The sequence below is a fragment of the Enhygromyxa salina genome, assembly GCF_002994635.1.
Classification (GTDB): Bacteria; Myxococcota_A; Polyangia; order Nannocystales; family Nannocystaceae; genus Plesiocystis; species Plesiocystis salina_B.
The window spans coordinates 52,346-66,289 of record NZ_PVNL01000004.1; the positions used below are offsets into that span (position 1 = coordinate 52,346).

The window sequence follows — 13,944 nt, forward strand, 5'->3', positions numbered from 1 at the left end:
CGCATGGCCAAGGTCCTCGGAATCTCTGCCCACTACCACGACGCCGCCGCGGCGCTGCTCGTCGATGGCGAGCTCGTCGTGGCGATCCAGCAAGAGCGGCTGTCGCGGATCAAGAACGACCCGGGCCTGCCGCTCGACGCCGCCGACGCGTGCCTGGCCTACGCAGGCGTGCGCGGCGAGGCGCTCGACGCCGTCGTGTTCTACGAGCGGCCGTTCGACAAGCTCGAGCGCGTGATGGTCAACCTGATGCGCAACCTGCCGCGGACCTGGCGGCAGTTCCCGCGCGCGATGGCCAGCCAGCTCGGCGACAAGATCTGGGTGCTCGATCAGCTCGCCGAGGCGTTTGGGCAGCCGCGGGCCAACGTGCGCTGCTTCGCCCACCACCAGTGTCACGCCGCCAGCGCGCACTTTGTCTCGCGCTTCGAGGACTCGGCGGTGTTGGTCGTCGACGGCGTCGGTGAGCACAGCTCGACCACGCTGTGGCACGGGCAGGGGGCCCAGCTGCGGGCCCTGTGCAGCATCGAGTTCCCGCACTCGCTGGGGCTGCTCTACGCCGCGCTGACGGCGTGGCTGGGGTTCGCGGTCAACGAGGGCGAGTACAAGGTCATGGGCCTCGCGGCGTGGGGCCGGCCCGGTCACGCCGGCCTGCGCGAGCGGTTCGAGCGGTTGATTCGGCTCCACGACGACGGCAGCTACGAGCTCGGGCTCGACTACTTCGCGCACATGAGCGACGCCGAGCTCGGGTTTGGGCCCAAGCTCGAGGCGCTGCTCGGTCCGCGGCGTCCACCCGGGCTCGCGTGGGCGCTCGAGGGCGAGCGAGATCAGCACTACGCCGACGTCGCCGCGACCTTGCAGCAGGTCATCGAGGACGCGCTGCTGGGGCTGGCCCGCAAGGCCAAGGCGCTGACGGGCTCGCCCAACCTGTGCCTGGCCGGCGGCGTCGCGCTCAACAGCCTGGCCAACGCTCGGCTCGCGCGCGAGGGCGGGTTCGAGGCGGTGTTCGTCCAGCCCGCGGCCGGCGACGCGGGCGGGGCCCTCGGGGCGGCGATCCTCGCCGCGCTCGAGCTCGGTGATCCCCGACCCACGCCCATGCTCAGCGCCGCGCTCGGGCTGCCCGTCGACATCGAGCGTGCGTGGGCCGTCGCCCGCGAGCTCGAGCTGCCGGTCCGCCGGGTCGACGATCCGGCATCGGCGGCCGCCGAGCTGATCGCCGCCGACAAGATCGTCGCGCATGTCCGTGGTCGGTTCGAGTGGGGTCCGCGGGCGCTCGGGCAGCGGTCGATCCTCGCCAGCGCCGCCGCGCGTGAGACCCGGGAGCGCATCAACCGGTTGATCAAGCAGCGCGAGCCGTTTCGGCCGTTCGCCCCGGCGGTGCTCGAGCCGCGAATCGGCGAGTACTTCGACGGGCAGGCCAACGACATGACGCCGTTCATGACCACCGTGCTCCCGGCCCGGGCCGATCGCAGCGACGCGCTGGGGGCCGTGACCCACGAAGACGGTAGCTCGCGGGTGCAGACGGTCTCGCCGGCCGGGGCCCCCGAATTGCACGAGTTGTTGGTCGCGCTCGAGCGCGGCGGGCATGCTCCGCTGGTGCTCAATACTTCGCTCAATGGTCCGGGCGAGCCGATCGTCGCCAGCAGCGAAGACGCGCTGGGGTTCTTCTTGCGCCACGCCGTGGACGCCATGATGATTGAAGACTTGGTGATCGAGAGGCCAGCGTGAGCACGCCGGGTAAGCGGCCCAAGCGATCGTTGCTGAGGCGGCTCGGCGCCCGGCTGCGGACCTCGGGGGCGTTGGTGTTGCACTTTCTGCATCCGGCCCGGTTCGTGCTCGCGCCGCTGTTGATCGTCTTGTTGTTTGCAGGCGTGTTGCTGTGGCTGACCGGTGGGCTGGCCTACGTGGCGCCGTTTGTGTACGCGCTGTTTTGAGCCTGGCGAATCCACCAGAGCGTCTGCGCTGGCTGGAGTGTCTACATTCTCGACACGAGCCAGGACGGCAGCTGTCAGCTCGCGCACGCTTCGTTGGTGAAGGCGTTTTCCAGTCGTGAAACATCCCCCGCGCGTCGACGAATGCCGGCGAGACCCATGCAGCCGCTCTGGATCTTCACGCTCCTCGTTTACGCGGCAGTCGTCGGCGTCGCGGTCCGACGCGAGCTGACCTTTGGAATCTTCACGCTGGTGGTGCTCGGGCTGCCGACCTGGGCGGTCCTGAGCCTCACCCCGCACGTCGGCGCCGCGTGGCCGCTGCTCGTGGCGGGGCACCTCGCGGCCGCGCTGCACTTGCTCGCGCTGCTGCTGCGGCCACGTCTCCGACCCGCCTGGTTTCGGGCCAGCGTGAGCATCCCGGGGCTCGGGTTCGCGGCGGCCAGCATGCTCGCGCTGCCGTGGCTGATCGCGGCCAGCCTTGGGTTCGAGCCAACTGGGATCTTCGTGCCCTTCGCTCTCGCCGCGCTCGGCACGATCCAGACCCTCTACACCCGCGAGACCACGGTGGACTTCGTCGTCGACAGCGACACCGAGGTCGAGGGCCTGATCCGCTATCCAGCGGCCGTCGGCAAGCCCGGGCCCTCGGCTCGGCCGCTGACGCTGGTGCAGATCACGGATCCGCACCTGGGTCCGTACATGTCCGTCGCTCGACTCCGCCGGATCTGTGAGCGGACCGTCGCCCGCGACCCCGACCTCGTGCTGATTACCGGCGACATCATGACAATGGAGTCGCAAGACGAAGAGGCCGTCGTCGCGGCCCTCGCTCCCCTCGCTGCGCTGCCCGGGCGGGTGTTCGCGTGTCATGGCAACCATGACCTCGAGGCTCGTCGGGTCCTCGAGCGCGCCTACGCCCGCGTGGGTGCGCGGCTGCTGATCGACGAGGCGGTCACGGTGCAGACCCCCGCGGGCGCGGTCGAGCTGCTCGGACTCGACTTCGTGTGGCGTGGCCGCAATCAGCACATTGACAGCGTCATCGCTCGGTTCCCCCGGACCGGCGCGGCACCACGGATCGTGCTGTTGCACGATCCTGGCGCGTTTGCCCACCTGCCGTCGGGGCACGGGGATCTGGTGCTCTCCGGCCACACCCACGGCGGTCAGCTCGGGCTGCTCAGCCTCGGGCTGCCGCACACGTTTGTGTCAATCGTCGCCAAGATGCCCGACCACGGCCCCTGGGCGCTGGGTCGCAATCGTCTGTATGTCCATCGGGCGCAGGGCGTCTACGGCTTTCCGATCCGGCTGGGCGTGCCCGGCGAGCAGAGCCTCATGCGTGTCCACTTCTGACCTGACCGGTCAATACTGAATACTGCTTGCGATCTCGTAGGATGCCGGGAATCCAGATCCGGCCCAGCGCGCGTCGAGCTGGTGTTGCGCGGTTTGAAACCGCTGAGCGGCCTGGCGCGCGGCTGGTGTGCGAAATCTGTAGCGGACCTCATTGAGGGACTCGATCACCGTTGGGGCGAAGAACATGCGATGGCAGAGCTGATGGCGAAAGTGATCTTCAGCGCTGACGAGCTTGTCGAGGTCGAGGCTCGCGGGCCGGACTTCGTCCGGTGGCGGGACGCGAATTCGCATGGGGAGGTACTCGATCGGGATTGCGGCGTAGGAGTAGTGATCGCCGCTGTGCAGGACCGTGACGGCTGTCAGATAGCGGGCGATCGCCTGGGCGAGCAGGTCGCCCCGAAAGATCGTGGCGCCACCGGGAAACCCCGGGACCCACTCACTGATCGCGTCGGCCCAGCGGGCGACCGTGGGATCACCTTTGGGAATTTGCGCGCAGACGCCCCGCGTGAAGTCCTCGAATGCGTCTTGCCACTGCTGACAATAGCGCCCAAACCGGGTGCGCTCGTCGTGGGTCACACCCCAATAGTCATACGTTGGATAGGCGTGATTGCCCGGCATGCCGACGCGCCCCAGCGTGACCGCGGCGCAGATGCCCTCGGTGGTGAGCGGCAGCGCGGTGTAGACCTCGCGCTGGGAGTTGAACAGCACCGAACGCCGATGGTGAGTCACGGCCAGATCGAGGCCCAGCGAGAATCGGGTGTGGGGCAAGAGCATCCGCGCGAGCAGGTGGCCAGCAGGTAGCGCGCTCTTGCTCACCGCGTTGATGACGTCACTGGGAAAGTGCAGCCGCGGGTGAACGATGACCGTATGTTGTACGTGTGCGCCTTGCAGCACGAAGTAGCGGGCGAGCGCCCACGCGGCGCCGTCGCGCGGGGTGAACACCGCGTCGCGCAAGCGGATCGCAACCACCCGATGGCGATGATCTCGCTGGCGGTGAAACAGCGTGACCGTGGGCATCAGCTCGATCCCAGGTAGCGCGAGGTCTGGGCGCATGCCAGAGAAATCGATCTTGGCGTAGTCAGCGAGCTCGCCTTGCATGGTGGACGCGAACGCGTCGCGGTCGGCCTCGCTGAGCGTCGAGCACAGGTGCTGCGCGAGCGAGGTCTGGGTCAGGAGCTCGCAGAATTTTGCGTCGTCGAGGGCGCGCACGCGGGGGCGCACGCGGGCACGCCACGCGGCCCGGGGGCTCGCGCTCACGATCTGGCCGAGGTAGCGCAGCGCCGTGTAGCGCAGGTGATCGTCGCGCTCGCGCGGATCGAGGTGCAGCACGCTGGGGTAGAAGTCGGCGTGACAGATCGGGCCTTGCGGCCACATGCCGTCGATGCCCGCGGGGGGCCTGGGCGCTGGGGCGGTGACCGGCTTACCGCCCCACGGCAGCGCCTCGAGCAGCGGCGCGTCCTTGGCCGTGGCGGGGTCGCGCTCGAGCACGCCGAGCTGGCACAGGACCTGGTTGAGTCGTGGCTCCCGAGCCGCGGCTCCGACTCTCGCGCCGACAGATACCAAGCCAATCGCGCGCGGGATGTGATGGAAGGCGCGACGAAGCTTGACGCGACGGGGTGATGTTCGAGTGGAAGACATTCAGGCGCCACGCCGCAAATGGCGGTCTGTATATGGTACCGGGAAGTCCACTGATTGGGGTAAATGGGCCGTTGCGGTCGGACCTCACTCTGGACTCCGGCTGACCGTGCAGGGGGTGAACAGCGAGGTTGGGCAGGCGCGGCCGCCGACCGAACCCCGCGCCGAGCCAGCGGCGCAGCGGCGGAGGTCGCTCTTGGAGTCGGCCGGCGCAAATCTGGCGCTTGTTCCTGTCATGGGTGGGCGTGGCGACGGCGGGTCCGGGAGCAGCTGTCCTCGAGCTGCGCTGGTCGGTCGCGAACGCGAGGCTAGCTTGTCGACCGATGTCCAGACCGCTCACTCGCGTCGGCCTGTTTGCGCTGGCGCTGATCCTCATGGCGCCGTTGTCGGCGTGCACCCAGCAATTTCGGGTCGAGACCCAGATCGCCGAGGGGCTCGACTTCTCGCGCTACCAGACCTACCGCTGGATCACCGACGACCTGGTGCTGATCCAGCCGGGGACCGGTGAGGAGACCATCCGCAACATCGAGAACGAGAAGCGGATTCGGGCCGCGGTCGAGCGTGAGCTGACCGCGAGAGGGCTGAGGAAGGTCGAGGGAGACGACGCCCAGCTGCTCGTCGCGTTCACGGTCGGGACGCACGTGCGCTACCAGATCAAAGGTGGGCGGACCGGCCTCGACCTGGTCACCGGCGGGCCTGCAAGCGTCACCCGCGGGGTGCTGAGCTTGTACGTGTTTGATCGAGCCCGCGAGGCGCAAGTCTGGTCGGCGTGGACCAAGAAAGATCTCGAGCCGGGTACCGATCCAGACACGGTGATTAAAGCGGCGGTCTCGGCCTTGATGACCGAGTTTCCCCGCTGACTCGTCGAGACGCTAGATATCGATCTCGTCCGCGTCCGCGGCCCGCTCCATGATGAACTCGTACCGCATGGACGCGTCCTTGCCCATCAGGTCGTGAATCGTGCGATCCGTCGCGAGCTCGTCGGCGATGCCGACCCGGATCAGCTGCCGCTTCTTGGGGTCGAGGGTCGTGTCCTTCAGCGTCTTTGGCATCATCTCGCCGAGCCCCTTGAAGCGCTGAATCTCGGGCTTGCCCTGCTTGATCTCGGCCAAGATCCGCTTGAGGTGGTCGTCGTCGGCGGCCCAGTGGGTCTGCTTGCCAACATCCACGCGAAACAGCGGCGGCTGGCCGATGTAGATGTGCCCGCTGCGGATCAGCTCGGGCATGTACTTGTAGAAGAAGGTCAGCAGCAAGGTCGCAATGTGGTGACCGTCGGAGTCGGCGTCCATCAGCAGGATCACGCGATCGTAGCGCAGCCCCCGAATGTCGAAGTCCTTGCCGATCCCGCAGCCGAGCGCCTTGACGATGTTGCCGAGCTCCTCGTTCTTGAGCACCTTTGCGATGCTGGCCTGGGCGGCGTTGAGGACCTTGCCGCGCAGCGGCAGGATCGCCTGGGTGTGCCGGTCGCGGCCCATCTTGGCCGAGCCGCCGGCCGAGTCGCCCTCGACGATGAACAGCTCGCACTTGGCTGGATCATTGCTGCCGCAGTCGGCGAGCTTACCGGGCAGGCCGATCTTGGCGTGGCCAGCGGCCTTGCGGGTGACCGAGCTGACCGCCGCGCGCGACGCTGCCCGGGCCCGGGCTGAGAGGATCACCCGAGCGACGATCGCGTCGCCCAGGCTGCGGTTCTCGTGCAGCCACTGCTCGAGCGCCGGGCGGACCACGCCCTCGATCTGGGTCGCGACCTCGGGGTTGTTGAGCCGGTTCTTGGTCTGGCTCTGAAACTGCGGCTCGAGCACATACACACTAAACAGCGCGATCAAGCCCTCGCGGATGTCGTCGAGCCCGATCGTCAGGCCCTTGGGCTCGAGCTTGTGGGCTTGCATGTACGCGCGCAGGGCCTTGCCCAGGCCGCTGCGCAGGCCCTGCTCATGGGTGCCGCCGTCGGGGGTGGGCACGCCATTGACGTACGAATTGATGGTGGTCTCGCTGGCCTCGGTCCACGCGAGCGCGAGCTCGAGCTTGGGGTCGTCGCTGCGCTCGATATAGAAGTGACCCTTGTGCACGGCGGGCTTACCCCGCACGGTGATCAGCTTGTCGAGGTATTCGGCGATGCCGTCGGCGTGGTGAAAGACCTCGGTCTTGTTGGTCGACTCATCGACGAACGAGATCGTCAGGCCCTTGTGCAGGTAGCTCTTGGCCTCGATCCGCTGGCGCAGCACGTCGGGGTCGAGCAGCGCCTTCTGCCCAAAGATGGTCGGATCGGGGCGCAGGAACACCTCCGTGCCGGTCCCGCGCGCCTTGCCGCGCGACACCAGCTTGCCCTCTTGCACGCCGCGCACGAACGCGACCTCGTGGATCTTGCCGCCGCGCTTGACCCGGACCTCGAGCCGCTCGGACAGGGCGTTGGCCACCGCCGCGCCCACGCCGTGGAGGCCGCCCGAGTGGCGGTAGCTCTCGCCGTCGAACTTGCCGCCCGCGCCGAGCTGGGTGAACACGGCGACGACCGCCGGGATCTTGAGCTTGGGGTGCTTGTCGACCGGGATCCCGCGGCCGTCGTCGGCGATCGTCAGCTCCTTGCGATCGGCGCTGAGCGTGACCTGGATCTTCGACGCGAACCCGTTGATGACCTCGTCGACGGAGTTGTCGAGGATCTCCCACACGATGTGATGCAGGCCGTCTTTGTTGACGCCGCCGATGTACATGCTGGGCCGGGCCCGCACGTGCTCGACGTTTTGCAGGACCTGGATCGAATCGGCGCCGTAGTCGGTGGACACGGCGCGCTTCTTTGAAGTGGTGGTCTTCTTGGCCATGGTGGCGGTCCTATTGCGCTTCGTAGCCCATCTCGACCAGGCGCGCGGCGCCGGCCTCGAAGTCTGGGGTCTCGGGGATCGGGTACACCAGCGACTCGACGGTGCCGCGCTTCATGATCGGGCGGCCCTTGCCGCCGCGATTGGTGACGGTCGCCTTGCTCTCGCTCAGCTTGAGGGTGCCGCCCGAGGACTTGTTGACCTCGACCGTGTGCCTGGAGGTCCACGCGCCGACCAGCTTGTCGCTGTCGTCGAGCTTGATCAGCGTCACCCCGCGGCCGGGGCCCGCGAGCAAGTTGACGTCCATGACCTCGCAGCACAGCAGCTTGCCCTTGGTCGACAGCGCGCAGACCTGATCTTCGGCGTAGACCTTGAACACATCGATGAACTCGTCATCGGGCTTGAGCTTGCCGAACAGCCGACCCGCGCGGGTGCTGGGCTCGCGATGCGGCCACAGGGTGAAGCGCAGGGCCATGCCGCCCTGGCTGACCGCGAGAAAGTGGGGGTAGGGCTCCTCGTACTCGGCGCCGAGCTCGGGCTTGTTTGGCTCGGCGAACTCGAGCATGAAGCGCGGATCCGTGGGCGCCGCGGCGACGACCTTCTCGCCGTCCTTGAACTTGAACAGCTTCTGGACTGGGGTCCCGTGGCCGCTCGACGCTGGCACGTCGTTGATGCGGATCACGTAGGCCGAGCCGCGGTTGGAGAACAGCACGATCGACTCGCGGGTGCTGCCGCCGACCAGCGCGAGCGGGCTGTCGCCGTCGCGCATGCGGGTGGTCTCGAGGTTGACGTTGCGCTGCCGCTTGATCCAGCCGTCGCGGGTGATCAGCACGACCGCGTCCTCATCGATGATGAACGACTCGGCCGAGAACTCCTCGGTCAGATCTTCCGCGTCGATCCGGGTGCGACGGCGATCAGCGTAGTTGGTGGCCAGCTCCTCGAGCTCGGTCTTGATGATCGCCCACAGCTTGGTGTCGCTCTTGAGGATCGCGCGGATCTGCTTGGCGCGCTTGCGCTTCTCGGCCAGCTCTTCTTGGATCTTGAGGATCTCGAGCTTGGCCAGCTTGTACAGGCGGGTGTCGAGCACCGCGTCGGCCTGGATCTGGTCGAGGTCGAACGCCTTGATCAGCTTCTTGGCGGCGTCGGCCCGGCCGTCGCTGGTGCGGATCAGCTTGATCGCGCGATCGAGGTCATTGAAGATCTTCTCGAAGCCCTCGAGCAGGTGAATGCGCTCTTCGAGCTTGCGCAGCTCGTGCTCGAACCGGCGCTTGACCGTGATCAGGCGGAACGCCAGGAACTGCGAGAGCACCGACTTGAGGTCCAGGCGCGCGGGCGCGGCCACCTCCGGGTTGGCGCTGGGGACCAGCACGGTCATGTCGAGCTTGATCGTGGTCTGCAAGCGGGTGTGCTTGAACAGGTAGGCCATGACCAGCTCGGGGTCGACGTCGCCCTTGGGATCCAGCTCGATCTCGACGCGGATGTCCTCGGTGCTGAGGTCCTGCACCCCGATCACGACCGGGAGCTTCTTGGCGACGATGATCTGGCCGATTTCCTCGACCAGCGCGCTCTTCTCGACGGCCCAGGGGACCTCGGTGATCACGATGCGCGGGCCGCCGGGGGGCTTCTTGGACTTGGCCTTGACCGGCTTGGGCTCTTGCAGCGACCAGCTGCCGCGCAGCTTGAAGGTGCCCTTGCCCTGCTCGTAGGCCTCGCGCAGCTCGGTCTTGGTTGCCACGAGCTGCCCGCCGGTCGGGAAGTCCGGACCCTTGAGCTTGGTCATCAGCTTGGCGACCGTGACGGTGGGGTCGTCGATCAGCATCAAGCTGGCGCGGATCACCTCGCCCAGGTTGTGGGGCGGGATTGAGGTCGCCATGCCGACCGCGATCCCGGTCGCGCCGTTGACCAGCAAGTGGGGAAACCGGGCCGGGAGCACGATCGGCTCGCGGCCGGTGCCGTCATAGGTGGGCCGGTACGCGACCGTGTCGCTCTTGAGCTCGGTCAGCAGCTCGGCCGCGAGCCGCGACAGCTTGGCCTCCGTGTAGCGGTAGGCGGCCGGCGAGTCGCCGTCGATCGAGCCGAAGTTGCCCTGACCGTCGACCAGCGGCATCCGCATCGCGAAGTCCTGGGCCATGCGGACCATGGCGTCGTAGACCGCCGTGTCGCCGTGCGGGTGGTACTTACCGATCACGTCGCCGACGACCTTGGCGCTCTTGCGGTGGCGCGCGTCGAAGGTCAGACGCAGGTCGTCGAACATCGTGAACAGGATGCGGCGCTGGACCGGCTTGAGGCCGTCACGCACGTCGGGGATCGCCCGCGAGGTGATCACGCTCAGCGCGTAATTGAGGTACTTGCGGCGGGCTTGCTCGGCGAGGTCGCCCTCGACGATGCCCGCGCTGCCGCCCCCACCCTGGCCAGCGGGGGGCGCTTCCTCGCCCTTGGGCTTGCGCCGGGCTTGGCTCAAGGCTTCCGCGGGAATCGTTGGATCGGTGGTCAGCTCGAGCTGGGACATATCAGGAAAGCGCTTTGATTACGCGGGGTTGGGGTCGGTAGTCCGACCGCCGGGGGCGAGAGTACACATTCGGGGATCCGCGTCAAACTTTCAGGGTGTGCGTTCTCGGCGCTGATCCAATCCAGGACATGCGCGAGGCGTCGCCGCGGCGGGCGATGGCCGGTCCGAGCTGGGCCGGGCCTGTCAGTCTCAGGGCCGTTACCCGGCCGCGCTCTGGGAGTCGTCAGTCTCGGGCGGCTCGTCGGCGGCGGGCTGGATGTCGACTGGCGCGATGGTGTCGGGGGTCGACGCCTCGGCGCGCTCGGGGTCGGCCTCGGGCTGGATCACGTCGGCCTGGGCCGGGTCGGCCTCGGTCTCGGTCTCGGGCTCGGGCGGCGCGTCGGTCGGGGCGTCGTCCGATCCAGGCTCGTCCGTCTGGAGTTCGACCGGGTCGGGTGATTGGGCGTCCGCGACGAGCTCGGTCTCGGCTTCGATCAGCTCCCCTCGGTCGGCCGCGGCGGCTTCGTCGACCACGGTATCGGGCAGCTCGACGTCCGCGGTCTCTGGCTCGGCGTCGGCGGCCACGGGCTCGTCGTCGACCACGGTCTCACCCGCGTCGGCGACCGCGGGCAGGTCGACGTCCACGGCCTCACCCACGTCGTCGGCGACGGCCTCATCCGCGTCGTCGGTCTCCGACGCCGCGTCGGTCTCCGGCTCGGCGTCGTCGGTCACCAACTCGGCGTCGGTCTCCGGCTCGGCGGTCATCAACTCGGCGTCGGTCTCCGGCTCGGCGTCGTCGGTCACCAACTCCGCGTCGGTCTCCGACTCCGCTTCGGTCTCCGGCTCGGCGCCGTCGGTCTCCAACTCGGCGTCGGTCTCCGACTCCGCTTCGGTCTCCGGCTCGGCGCCGTCGGCTTCCGGCTCGGCGTCGTCGACCTCCGGCTCGGCGTCGTCGGCCTCCGGCGCGGCGTCGTCGGCCTCCAACTCCGCGTCGGCCTCCGGCGCGGCGTCGTCGGCCTCCAACTCCGCTTCGGCCTCCGGCGCGGCGTCGTCGGCCTCCAACTCCGCGTCGGCCTCCGGCTCGGCGTCGGTCTCCGACTCCGCTTCGGCCTCCGGCTCCGCGCCGTCGGCCTCTGGTTCGGCGTCGTCGGCCTCCGGCGCGGCGTCGTCGGTCTCCGGCGCAGCGTCGTCGGCCTCCGGCACGGCGTCGTCGGCCTCCGGCACGGCGTCCGGGTCCTCGGCGTCCGAGTCCTCGGCGTCCGCGTCCCCTTCATCGCTCTCGTCCGCGAGCTCGGCGTCCGCGTCCCCTTCATCGCTCTCGTCCGCGAGCTCGGCGTCCTCGTCCGCCTCGTCCGCCTCGTCCGCCTCGTCCGCCTCGTCCTCCACCACCTCATCGGGGTCGGGCTCATCCGCGCGACGCAGCTCGAGCGGGGCGACGCGATCGTCGGCCCCATAGTCATCGCTTCCGTCGTCGAGCTCGGCGAACTCGTCGACTTCCCCGGTCTCGCCGTCATCCTCGCTCGCGTCGTCCTCGCTCGGCTCGAGCGCGACCGCGTCGTCGTCCAGCTGCGAGCGCAGCTTGGCCGGCAGGGCGCCGAGCAGGCCCGCGAAGCCCTCGAGCGCCAGCGGCAACAGCTCCTCGTCGCCCTGCTCGAGCGCGGCCTCGGTGTCCTTGCCCCACGTCACCAAGCTGGTGCGCAGCAGATCGTCGATCCCCGAGCCGAGGTTGGCCAGCCACGCCTCGTTGATCTTCGCGAGCTTGGTCACGCGCTGGCGCAGGCGGTCGCTGCGATCGCGCGCCGCCGCGACGTGGGCCCGGGTCCGCGCTTCGAGGCGCAGCCGCGCGAGCGCCCGCGCGCTCAGGCCCACCCGCTCGGTCAGCGTCAGCGACAAGCTGGGATGATCGACGCGGACGTCGACGCAGCCGGTCGCGCTCAGCTCGATGTGCAGCTGGGCCTGCTTGCGGCTGCCGCTGTAGCCGTCGACGAGGACCCGCATGGCCAGCGCGCGCTCGTCGTCGTCCGCCTCGTAGAGCTCGAGCAGCGCGCGGCCATCGGCGTCGAACTCGACCAGCGGGACGCTGCGGACCACTGGTGTGGGCGTGCCCCGATCGACCAGGCGCCGGGTGGTGCCGCCCATGGTCAGCCACAGCTCGCGGCTGGCGACGTCGACCACGCGGGTCTGCGGGCGTCGCTGGCTGCGACGATGGGCCTCGAGCGCGAGCCCTCGCACGACAAAGTCATCATCGAGGGCCGCGGTCGCCAGCTCGGTCTCGGGCACCCGGCCAAGCAGCGCTTCAATGCGATCCTGAATGACCGGAACCCGGGCGCTGCCGCCGACCAGCACGACCGCGTCGAGCTCGTCGGGATCCTGGCCGGCGTCCTCGAGCAGCGCCTGCGCGAGCGCGGCCGTGGCCTCGACCAGATCGTGGATCAGTCGCTCGAACCGGCTCCGCTCGAGGGTCACGAACAGGTGCTTGGGCCCGCTCGCGTCGGCCCACAAGAACGGCAGGCGGATCTGATGCTGCTCGTCGTCGCTCAGCGCTCGCTTGGCCTTCTCGGCGACGTCGCGCAGGCGGGCGCGGACCGTGGCGTCGCCCGACAGATCGACCTCGTTGGCGTCCTCGAACTGGCCGAGCAACCAGTTGACGATGCGCTCGTCGATGTCGTCGCCGCCCAGATCCGCGCGGCTGCGGGACGCGAAGATCTCCACGTTGCCGTCGTCGAGTCGCGCGAGCGCGGCGTCGAAGCTGCTCGCGCCGAGGTCGAGCAGCAGCACGGTCTGCTCGCGGGGCTCGTCGGTCTCGGGCTCGTCGTCAGCGTCGCCGTCCTCGGGCTCGTCGTCAGCGTCGCCGGACTCGGCCGCGTCAGCCTCGGCCGGCACGACGGCGTCGTCGTCGCTGGCGTCGTCATCATCGTCGTCCTTGGGCTCAGCCTCGTCAGCCTCGTCACTGGCTTCGGCCGCGACGAGGGCGGGCGCCCCACGCCCGGCGAGCGCCGCCTCGAGCCCCCGGATGCCTAGCGCGGTCGCGCCTTCGCGCTCGAGGGTCGACCACGCCAGCGCGGCCGCCGTGGTCCCGTGGACCAGCTCGACCGCCTCGAGCCCCGCGACCGTCAGCGCGTGGACAATCGCGCGCCGCCGGGCATCGCTGCTGCCCGGCGCGATCGACACGACGGCCCGCTCGATCACCAGCTCATGCGCGCGCTGGACCTGCTCGACGATCGACTGGACCAGGGCCCCGAGCAGCCGCGGCACCGGCCACGCGTCGCCGGCCAGTCGAAAGTGCACGTCGCCACCTGGGCCGCGCTCGACCGCGACCTGTCGCCACTGATCATCGTCGAGATCGGCGAGCTCGTGGCGGCGACCCGCGAGGCGCAGCGCGCCGAACACCTGCGTCCGCGGCTCGGTGATCGACAGCCGCCGGGCGACGTCGCCGAGCACCAGCCGGTCTTGCGGTTGGTGGATGCGGCTGGTGTCGAAGCCCACGATCGTCGGGGTCCGCCCACCCTCGGCGGGGAACGGGATCACCTGCGGCCGACCCTCGACGATCAACGCGGCGCGCACACAAGCGCTGCCGAGGTCGAGCACGAGGATCGGGTCGGGTCGGGAAATCGTGGACTTGCGGGCACGCATGAGAGACGCCGCAGCCTGTCCGCGGCGACGGATCGCTGTCAAGCCGGCGCAGGCGGCGATACCCGGCGTTTCGGCGGTTTGTGTCGGCCGCGTCTGCGCAGCTTGGAGATCT

Annotated in this window: 8 protein-coding genes; 4 read left to right on the forward strand and 4 right to left on the reverse strand. The window is 69.1% G+C overall.

Annotation, left to right across the window (positions count from 1 at the left end):
- Positions 1-3: 3 nt before the first annotated feature.
- The 3 genes from ENSA7_RS01045 (at position 4) to ENSA7_RS01055 (ending at position 3,266) form a co-directional block, all read left to right on the forward strand.
- Positions 4-1,722: a carbamoyltransferase family protein gene (locus ENSA7_RS01045; RefSeq protein WP_106087312.1), complete on the forward strand. Its 1,719-nt coding sequence runs from the start codon at positions 4-6 to the stop codon at positions 1,720-1,722.
- The gene (locus ENSA7_RS01050) at positions 1,719-1,928 is read left to right on the forward strand and encodes a DUF5989 family protein (protein ID WP_106087313.1); all 210 of its coding nucleotides are present in this window, start codon (positions 1,719-1,721) and stop codon (positions 1,926-1,928) included. Before ENSA7_RS01045 ends, ENSA7_RS01050 begins: the two co-directional genes overlap by 4 nt.
- Before the next feature lie 156 nt (positions 1,929-2,084).
- Positions 2,085-3,266 (forward strand): metallophosphoesterase, encoded by a 1,182-nt coding sequence (locus tag ENSA7_RS01055; RefSeq protein ID WP_244923678.1) that lies wholly within the window; start codon positions 2,085-2,087, stop codon positions 3,264-3,266.
- 9 nt (positions 3,267-3,275) lie between these two features.
- Here the strand turns inward: ENSA7_RS01055 and ENSA7_RS01060 are convergent, their stop codons facing one another.
- Positions 3,276-4,754, reverse strand: coding sequence for a hypothetical protein (locus tag ENSA7_RS01060; protein WP_106087315.1), 1,479 nt, complete (start codon positions 4,752-4,754; stop codon positions 3,276-3,278).
- Between the two features lie 470 nt (positions 4,755-5,224).
- On the opposite strand from ENSA7_RS01060, the gene ENSA7_RS01065 reads away from it, so the two are divergent.
- Positions 5,225-5,761 (forward strand): DUF4136 domain-containing protein, encoded by a 537-nt coding sequence (locus tag ENSA7_RS01065; protein ID WP_106087316.1) that lies wholly within the window; start codon positions 5,225-5,227, stop codon positions 5,759-5,761.
- A gap of 12 nt (positions 5,762-5,773) precedes the next feature.
- On the opposite strand, the gene ENSA7_RS01070 is transcribed toward ENSA7_RS01065, so the two are convergent.
- The 3 genes from ENSA7_RS01070 to ENSA7_RS42965 all read right to left on the reverse strand — a co-directional run bounded on the left by ENSA7_RS01070 (position 5,774) and on the right by ENSA7_RS42965 (position 13,832).
- On the reverse strand, positions 5,774-7,714 hold the full coding sequence (locus ENSA7_RS01070) for a DNA gyrase/topoisomerase IV subunit B (RefSeq protein WP_106087317.1): 1,941 nt from the start codon (positions 7,712-7,714) through the stop codon (positions 5,774-5,776).
- Positions 7,715-7,724: 10 nt separating this feature from the next.
- Positions 7,725-10,220 (reverse strand): DNA gyrase/topoisomerase IV subunit A, encoded by a 2,496-nt coding sequence (locus ENSA7_RS01075; RefSeq protein ID WP_106087318.1) that lies wholly within the window; start codon positions 10,218-10,220, stop codon positions 7,725-7,727.
- Between the two features lie 198 nt (positions 10,221-10,418).
- Positions 10,419-13,832: an Hsp70 family protein gene (locus ENSA7_RS42965; protein ID WP_106087319.1), complete on the reverse strand. Its 3,414-nt coding sequence runs from the start codon at positions 13,830-13,832 to the stop codon at positions 10,419-10,421.
- Positions 13,833-13,944 lie beyond the last annotated feature (112 nt).